General features: G+C 39.5%; 9 protein-coding genes. 1 reads left to right on the top strand and 8 read right to left on the bottom strand.

Features of this window, described 5'->3' with window-relative positions; genetic code table 11:
• Positions 1–34: 34 nt before the first annotated feature.
• Positions 35–418 carry a diguanylate cyclase gene (locus BQ7314_RS00925; protein WP_174481834.1) on the top strand — a complete coding sequence of 128 codons (384 nt, stop codon included), beginning with the start codon at positions 35–37 and terminating at the stop codon, positions 416–418.
• A 91-nt stretch (positions 419–509) separates the two neighbouring features.
• On the opposite strand, the gene BQ7314_RS00920 is transcribed toward BQ7314_RS00925, so the two are convergent.
• From BQ7314_RS00920 to BQ7314_RS00885, 8 genes are all read right to left on the bottom strand, one after another.
• On the bottom strand, positions 510–815 hold the full coding sequence (locus BQ7314_RS00920; protein ID WP_174481833.1) for a DUF3240 family protein: 306 nt from the start codon (positions 813–815) through the stop codon (positions 510–512).
• The gene (locus BQ7314_RS00915; RefSeq protein WP_174481832.1) at positions 812–3,877 is read right to left on the bottom strand and encodes an efflux RND transporter permease subunit; all 3,066 of its coding nucleotides are present in this window, start codon (positions 3,875–3,877) and stop codon (positions 812–814) included. Before BQ7314_RS00915 ends, BQ7314_RS00920 begins: the two co-directional genes overlap by 4 nt.
• Complete coding sequence (locus tag BQ7314_RS00910; RefSeq protein ID WP_174481831.1) at positions 3,877–4,968, bottom strand: efflux RND transporter periplasmic adaptor subunit; 1,092 nt, start codon at positions 4,966–4,968, stop codon at positions 3,877–3,879. Before BQ7314_RS00910 ends, BQ7314_RS00915 begins: the two co-directional genes overlap by 1 nt.
• The gene (locus BQ7314_RS00905; protein WP_174481830.1) at positions 4,965–6,221 is read right to left on the bottom strand and encodes a TolC family protein; all 1,257 of its coding nucleotides are present in this window, start codon (positions 6,219–6,221) and stop codon (positions 4,965–4,967) included. Before BQ7314_RS00905 ends, BQ7314_RS00910 begins: the two co-directional genes overlap by 4 nt.
• 213 nt (positions 6,222–6,434) lie before the next feature.
• Positions 6,435–6,845, bottom strand: a complete 411-nt coding sequence (locus tag BQ7314_RS00900; protein WP_174481829.1) for a hypothetical protein — start codon at positions 6,843–6,845, stop codon at positions 6,435–6,437.
• A 138-nt stretch (positions 6,846–6,983) separates the two neighbouring features.
• The gene (locus tag BQ7314_RS00895; protein WP_174481828.1) at positions 6,984–7,322 is read right to left on the bottom strand and encodes a hypothetical protein; all 339 of its coding nucleotides are present in this window, start codon (positions 7,320–7,322) and stop codon (positions 6,984–6,986) included.
• Positions 7,323–7,351: 29 nt separating this feature from the next.
• Positions 7,352–7,915 (bottom strand): cytochrome b/b6 domain-containing protein, encoded by a 564-nt coding sequence (locus BQ7314_RS00890; protein WP_174481827.1) that lies wholly within the window; start codon positions 7,913–7,915, stop codon positions 7,352–7,354.
• 1 nt (position 7,916) lies between these two features.
• On the bottom strand, positions 7,917–8,855 hold the full coding sequence (locus tag BQ7314_RS00885; protein ID WP_174481826.1) for a cation diffusion facilitator family transporter: 939 nt from the start codon (positions 8,853–8,855) through the stop codon (positions 7,917–7,919).
• Between the last annotated feature and the right edge of the window lie 197 nt (positions 8,856–9,052).

The following is a 9,052-nucleotide window of genomic DNA, read 5'->3' as shown; positions in this document are numbered from 1 at the left end:
GGAACTTAACTGAAAAAATCAAGCCTTTAAAGTAATTGGGGATGTTTGTCTAGGTGGGGAGAATAGACGCTTACATATAACAGGTGATCAGGCACTCCAATCCATAGCGAATACTTTAAGAGAAATGGTGCGTGATGGTGATATTTTAGCTCGCTGGGGAGGTGAGGAATTTACAATATTACTGCCAGAAACTGACCTTATTCAAGCGCTTATTTTAGCGGAAAGATTACGTGAAACTATTGCTAAATTATCTATAGTTGCAGATGAAACTGAGATCAACTTTACTGTCAGCATCGGTGTCGCGCAAAAAGAAACAGAAATGAGTAGTATTGAAAGCTTATTTAATCAGGCTGATATTTTTATGTATCAGGCTAAGCAAGCGGGCCGTAATCAAGTTTATGGTATTTATTTAGCCTAAATTAATTTTGAATGACAACATATAGCTCGCTAAAAGCCTGCTTGCCTTCCTAAGGCAAGCAGGCTTTTAATCTTGATTACATCACTACACCCTAGATATACCCACTATCTAATACCGGCATCACCCAATAATGTATGCCAGAATCTGAAAAATCACGCTTTAAAGCATCAATTAAGCTATTTAACCTCTGCTCGGGTATATACATTTGAAAACGAATTTTCCTTTGCGTCCCTGCAACTTGCTCGCCTAAAGACATATGCTCATGATGATTCGTATGCGCATTCACCGTTAAACTACTAAAGCCATCTGCCGACTCTATCGCTAACAAACAATCTACCACCCCTTCTTCTAACAAAGGAGGCACATTAATGGTCACTAAATATTCTTGACTGCTCATACGTTTTGCTCCTGTTTTGCTTCACCGAACATTTCATACAAAATGGGTAATAAAATTAGCGTTAAAAAGGTCGATGAAACCAATCCACCAATAACCACAATCGCTAACGGCCGCTGAATTTCAGAGCCAGGACCTGTGGCAAATAACATCGGTAATAAACCAAACGCTGTTAAACTTGCCGTCATCAAGACCGGACGTAAACGGCGCTCAGAGCCGACTACTATCACTTCTGATAGCGCCATACCAGTGGCGCGCAATTGATTAAAATAACTCAGCAACACCACGCTATTCGGCACGGCGATACCCAATAAAGCAATAAAACCAATGGAAGCTGGCACCGACATATATTCCCCTGAAATCCACAGTGCAAATACACCACCAATCATGGCTAAAGGGATATTAGAAAATACCAAAGTTGCCTGACGTACCGAGCCAAAAGTGGTAAAGAGTAATAAGAATATCAACAATAAAGACACCGGAACGACAATCGCTAAACGCGCTGCCGCTCTCTGTTGATTTTCAAATTGTCCTCCCCACTGCACTAAATAACCGGTCGGTAATTCCACTTTAGTTTGCACTGCTTGCTTGGCTTCATCAACAAAACCAACCAAGTCACGCCCTTCGACATTACTACGCACGACCACAAAACGCTGACTTTGTTCGCGCTTAATTGATACCATACCATCTACTTTTTCCAACTTAGCAACACTCGATAACGGCACTTGTCTACCATTAGGTAAAGCAATCAATAAGCTTTCAAAGTTAGCACTGTAACTTTCACCGCGTAAAATTAACGGTGTCCTACGTATACCTTCCTGTACAATACCTAATCTTAAGCCTTCAACCTGAGCGCGTAAAATCTGCTCAATTTGCTCGACATCCAAACCCAAACGACCGGCGGCTAAACGGTTAATCGTGAGCTGTAAATATTGCATGCCTTCATTTTGGCTGGTAAAGACATCGACCGACCCAGTAATAGATTTTAAGACCGATTCGATTTCTCCCGCTTTATGATTAAGTAAATCCAGGTCAGTCCCAAATAGCTTTACTGCCACATCTCCACGCGACCCTGTTAGCATTTCTGAAACCCGCATTTCAATTGGCTGAGTAAATCCATAAGCAACACCTGGCGTACCTGACATCACTTTACGAATTTCTTCCATCAGCTCCTCTTTGCTATCCATACGCCACATTTCTTTAGGTTGTAATTCTAAAAAAGAATCGGTTTCATTTAAGCCCATCGGATCCAAACCGATTTCATCCGAGCCGACTCGTGAGATAATATTTTTTACTTCAGGCACATTTTTCATGATATTTTTCTGCACCTGTATATCTAAAGCCACTGAATTTTGCAAGGTAATGGACGGTAACTTTTCTAACTGTAAAACTATGTCACCTTCATCCATAGTTGGCATAAAGGTACTTCCTATCTGCATAAAGACAGCAACCGTCACAATTAACATGCCCCCGGCACCTACAAATACTTTTTTTCGGTTAGTGATACTCCAGTGCAAGAGTGGCATATATAAGTGATGCATTTTTCGTGCTAACCAGGGCTCTTCAATCACCCCCATTTTTAATAAATAGGAAGCAAATACAGGAATCACAGTTAATGATAAAATTAACGCACCCGCCAAAGCAAAAACAATAGTTAAAGCCACTGGTGCAAATAATTTACCTTCCAAACCTTGTAAAGCCAGTAAGGGTAAAAATACAATAATAATGATAAGCGTACCCGATACTACGGGAACAGCAACTTCACGAGTGGCTCGATAAATAATATGTAGGCGTGGCAAGCGCTGAGATTTTTGACCTTGTGAAAACTGGGTTAAAACATTTTCCACAACTACGACTGCCGCATCAACTAACATACCTATAGCAATGGTTAAACCGCCTAAACTCATTAAGTTAGCAGACATGCCTGTGACACGCATCATAATAAAGGTAAATAAAGCCGCTAATGGTAAAATCAAAGCCACGACTAATGAAGCGCGTAAATTACCCAAAAACAACACCAATAAAACCACCACAAAAGCAATCGCCTCCAAGAGTGCTTTATTGACTGATGATAAGGCAGCATTCACTAACTGCCCGCGGTCATAAAAGACTTCAATATGCACACCGTCAGGTAAACTAGTACTTAATTCTTCTAATTTAGCTCGTACACTAGCCACTGTCTTTCCTGCATTCGCACCCCGTAGACTCAAGACCAAACCTTCAACCACCTCACCAACACCATTACGACTAACTGCACCATAACGAGTTAATGCGCCAATTTCTACACGCGCCACATCACTGACTAAAATAGGCACGCCATTATTATTTCCCACGACAATAGACGCAACATCCTCCAAGGTTTTAATACGCCCTTCAGCACGGACTAATAAAGCCTCCTCACCTTCATTAAGTCGCCCTGCACCTTCGTTACGGTTATTATTTTGTAAAGCTAAGACTAATTGTGCAATGCTGATATTTCGTGCGCTAAGTAGCGTATTATCTGGTACAACAGCAAAAGAGCGCACTAAACCACCCAGGCTATTAACATCAGCAACACCCGTTACTGTTCGCAGAGCTGGACGTATGACCCAATCCAACAAACTACGCCGTTCCATTAATGTTAGATCTCCCCCTTCAATGGTAAACATAAACATTTCACCTAAAGGTGTCGTCATCGGTGCGATACCACCTGTGATACCCGTCGGCAAATCAGCCCAAACAGCATTTAAACGCTCGGTAACTTGTTGTCTAGCCCAATAAATATCCGTTCCTTCTTCAAAATCAACGGTAATATCGGCAAGCGAATATTTAGTAATAGAACGCAACATAGTTTGATGTGGAATCCCTAATAACCCCCACTCTAAAGGAGCTGTAACACGCGCTTCAATTTCCTCGGGCGGCATCCCAGCCATTTTGACAATAATTTTTACTTGTGTTGGTGATACATCAGGAAATGCATCAATAGGAATTTGTTTAAAGGCCGAATAACCTCCCCCCACTAACAGCAAGGTGACCAGCATCATTAACAATCGCTGAGTTAAGGCAAAACGAATTAAAGCAGCCATTACTCATCACCGCCCAAGCCAAGTAGAATAGCTTTTAATGCGACTGCCCCTTTAACTGCAATCTCACGATGAGAATTTAAATTATCAGCACTAATAATACTCTCATTAACCTCTCTACCAATCACCTGAACAGGCTGTGCAGCAAAGCCATTCTTAGTACGAACAAATAAATACGTTATACCTGAAGATTGTGCCAAAGCCGCATTAGGCACTTTAAACAAAGTTTTGGCACTGTGTTGGCTGATTTTGACATTGACACTTTGCCCTAGACGAACATTACCTTGTGTGTCGGTGATTTCAGCTCTCACTAATACTGTTTGATTCTGCTCGTCCACATTTCTACTTAATAAGAAAACACGTGCAGCCGCACCCAAACCCTCAATAACAACTTGATCACCTAGATGCACTTGAGCAATATGTTGTTGCGGCACACTAATATCTAGCCAAAGCGTATCAAGATTAGCAAGTCGAAATAAAGGTGCTAAAGCATTAATGCGCTCTCCCGCCATAATACGGCGTTCTAATATAACGCCAGAAATTGGTGCAACGACGTTTAACTGACTGCTCAATTTACGCGTTTTTTCCAATACCTTAATATCTTTTTCAGACATCCCCGAAATCTCTAATAACTGGCGTGTTTCATTAAAATGCGCCATAAATACGTTATAACGGGTTTTAGTTTGTAGCCAGCGGCGATTAGCAATAACACCTTCTTTATACAGTTGTTGGTCGCGCACATAACTCGATTTTGCTAATTGTAAATCATTAATTGAACTCAAATGGTGCTGCTGTAAAGTTAACAACTCAGCACTTTTTATGGTCGCTAAAACTTGGCCTTTGACAACCTCATCACCTACGCTGGCATTAATTTTACTCACTAAACCAGCATAAGAAATGCTGACGAAATATTCATTAGCCGGTGGAATAGAAACTTTTGCCGGTGCTTCTAATAAAGGGATGGATTTAATGAGCTGTAGTTTACCCAACTTAATATCTAAATTACCAAGCTGAGCATCTGATATTGTAATTTGTTGTATTGCGAATAGTGGTGTACTTAAAAAATAGATAACTAAAACGATAAAGACTCTCATGGCATAACTCCTACGGCTTGGTTATAAAAGGCAATATCACGTTGTAAACGTATGCCACTTTCTTGTGCATTTTTAATCGCCTTATAGGCTTGCGTCTGAATCCTTAAAAAATCCATTAAATTAATCTCCCCCGCATTAAAACTCATCTCAGTCATTTTTAAATGCTCCTGCGCATTTGCACGCATTTGTTGCGTCATTTCAAATTGAGCTAATTCGACTTCCAGCCTATGCTCTGCATCATGTAATTTTGCTAATAAAGCGCGATATGCATGCATTTTTTGTGTTTTTGCTGCCACTAAGTTACGATTTGCAGCAGCAATTTTGGGCGCTAAAAATGCACTACCCCCAAAAGGCACATTCACAGCAAAGGTAATGCTATTAATCGCCCTATCATTACGTGAGCTGCTTTCAGTCACTCCTCCAATAGCGACGGTAGTTTGCCCTGAACCTTGCGCTTTAACCCATTCTACTTGAGCTTTTCTTCGAGCAATAATGGCATTCATCGCAGCAAGCTCTGGGTGTGCTTCATTAATAGCCCTCTCGGTACTTTGCACTTCATTAATCTGCTCAGGTATTTTATACGTCTGCGTTAAAAAATAATAACGCTTACGCGCATGTATAACGGCAGCTTCCTGATTAATCAACGCTATTTTTTTCTGTAAAGAGGCACTTTGTGCTAACAGAAAATCAGAACGAGGTAAATCTCCTAAATCAACACGCCGCTGTACCGTTTGCATTAATCGTTCAGCTAAAAAAAATTCTTTTTTTGCCAATTCATAACGTACATCCTCCAGCTTTAATAGCCACAATGTTTCACGTACCAAACCCGCGACTTTTAATTTAATCGCCTTCACTTGCTGCTCAACACTTTGCCCTGCTTGCTCTGCTAGCTGCAAGCCCGCACTCCGTTGCCCCCAATTCCAAACAGGTACTTGAAGTGTGCCATCGAATTCATAAAATCCTGTATTCGTACCAGCGAAGTCATCTTTATAATACCCCTGTAGCTGTGGTGCACCAGAAATCCAACGACTACCACGCTCTTGTAAAGCATCACTCTCCTGTTGCATCGCTGCAATCAAGGCATAATCGGGGTATTTTTCTAAGGTTTGATTAATTAAATCAGGCAAGCTTAATTGCGCATCAAGGCTAATTAAATCCACATGATCCACAATATGCTCCTCTTTAGCCTGCGCTATAGAAAGGCCAAACAACCAACCCCATAGCACTAGGTAAATAAAAGGTTTAACGAACATTTTTATTCCTAAAAAAAGAAAATAACAGTACTTTTATTAATCTAAACATTACCCAGAAACCACTCAACTCAAGAATAAACTAGGTAGGTAGCGGGACACTGACGTAACGTAATATAAATAAAAAAGCACAAATACAAAGAACACATTAGCTATATAGCTATGTATAAATAAATTTTAAAAATTTATTATTTGTAGAATAAGGCGTGTAACACCTTAAAGAGAATTAAAATTTCGTATAGGAGGGGCGCGAGGCGCAATAACAGATAAACTTACAGAAGGTGGAGCAATAAAAACAGGTGGTGAAAAACCGATTAATTTATTTACAATCAGCTTATGAATAAATTTAGGTCTAGCATCAACAAAAAGTATATGTGACAGCTCGCCATCTAACAGTAGTGTCTTTTGCGCAATAATAGCTGACGGCATATCAATAGCCGCACAAGTATGATTAACGCTACTTAGTGATAAGTCATGATCTGCATCCTGCCAAGCACGGCTAATTTCATCAATATGAATACCACTATCGCCATTATCAACCATCTGCACATGCGCATGCACCAAGGGTGAAAACCCTTGTAACAATAATAGCAGTAATATAATAAATCGACGGAATACTAAATTCATAGTGCCATACTAGGTTATTTTAAAAATTTTGTAAATAGAAATGGAAAACTTAAATCTAGCGAACACGATAGGCTCAACATAATCACTCAGCAACATTGCTTCAATCTTGATTTATCAATATTAGCGGTACCCATTAGTTTAATGATCATAGTGCCGCATAAAAAAGAAACCCGCTACAGCCCCCCAAGTGATAATAAGTACGTCATGAATAATCATTTCTAAACTTAAACTATCAACGTTGCGAAAGTAATCAAAAATGTCATCAGAAACCAAAAGTACTAACACAATATACAAGGCAATTTTGATTTCAATTTTTTGCTCATACCAACCCCATATACCGAGAATACCAAAGCCAACAAAAAAACGGACTAACTTATGTGTTAGCATTTCTAAGCTAAAACTATCAATATGAAACGCGATATCTATAAAATAAAATAAGATTAACCCAACCGCTATCACTGCATAAAATAATTTCATGTTATTCTTCACTCCTTTAGAATGAGGGATTAGTCCTGTTGGTCATTATTCTTGTAGCCATGCCACATAGATCTAACTAGATTTTCACCATGTACCAAACTTTCTACTACTACTCCGGCGATATGAATAATAATAAGTACTACCGTAAAATTAACGATTATTTCATGCGCTTCTTCCCAAAAATGTTCATAAGTAGAACTGATCATACCGGCTAAAGGCCCAGCATTCTGATCAGCGGCATAAAGTACTAAACCACTCAATACAATTAGCAATAGACTAATAAGCAGTAAAACTATCATTAATGATCCTGCCGGATTATGCCCAAGATAATGCTTTGCCTTAGACCTAGCAAGATCTATTAAATAAGCTTTGGATTCACTCACCGAACAAATAAAACTGGAAAAACGAGCGTATTGGCCACCGATAATACCCCATATCACTCGAAATACCAGTAACCCAGCAACCAAATATCCAGCCCAGACATGCACTGTCAACCAATCATCTTCGGAGATATAAGCCACCACAAAAGCAGTCACTAATAACCAATGAAAAATACGTAAAGGTAAATCCCAAACTAAAATTTTATTTTGCATGTTACTCTCCTAATCTATTTTTATGTGTATGCAACCAAGAGGTGAAATCTTCTATCGGTTCAATATGCGTATCTATATCAATTTTGGTAAATTCATTACTAATTTTTGTTTCAATACTTTCCAGCAAATCATGGCCTTGCTGTATTGTCCAATCACCAGGCACTAGGATATGTACCGACATAAAACGCTGCGTTCCTGCATAGCGAGTGCGTAAAGCATGATATTTAATCCCTTGTTTCAGTTCAAAATCATCTAATATCGCGATGATTCTCCCTTGTTCTTCCAAACTTAAAGCCACGTCCATTAAGCCTGCAAAAGTACGCCGCATTAAGCCAATACCCACCCAAAGTATATTAATTGCTACTAATATTGCAATAATTGGATCAAGAATTTCCCAACCTTCATGCCCGAAAAACTGCAATCCAGCAATAGCTCCAATACCGATAATAATACCTGCCGTAGTCCACACATCGGTCATTAAGTGCTTACCATCAGCTTCCAAAGTAATGGAGTGATGTTTTTTTCCCGCAGCAATCAAAATACGTGCTACGCCAAGGTTAATAAGTGATGCAAATACCGAAATACTCAAGCCTATATCTATTTGTTGAATTGCCTGAGGGTTTTGTAATCTCTCCCATGCCACAATGGCTATACTAAAAGCAGCCAACAGAATCATAATACCTTCTGCACCACTGGAAAAAAATTCAATCTTTTCATGTCCAAAAGGATGGCTATTATCAGCCGGTTTCGCTGCTATGCTTAAAGCAATCAAAGCAATTATAGCCGCTACCAAATTAATAAGAGATTCTAATGCATCTGATAATAATCCTACTGAATTGGTAAGCCAATAGGCATAGCTTTTTAAAGCGATAGTGGCAATAGCCGCAGCAATAGACAGCCACGCATAACGCGTTAATGAGTGAGATACTTGAGTTTCCATATTGTCCTGCAATATTTATATTGTAATGATACCGAAAGTAATGCATAGAAACGCCTGTATATACAAAATGTCTCTGTACACGACAAAAAATTATCAAGTACTCTGTTCACTATAAAAGCCCTTGTTCTCCGAGCTAGGGCGCAGTAAAGAAATCAACTTCTTCCTCAATTTCTTGGACTGAGAAAACGTATTAAATA

Source organism: methanotrophic endosymbiont of Bathymodiolus puteoserpentis (Logatchev), assembly GCF_900128525.1.
Lineage (GTDB): Bacteria > Pseudomonadota > Gammaproteobacteria > Methylococcales > Methylomonadaceae > Methyloprofundus.
Note: the sequence above shows the minus strand (reverse complement) of the source record. Positions and strands in the feature narration are given on the sequence as shown.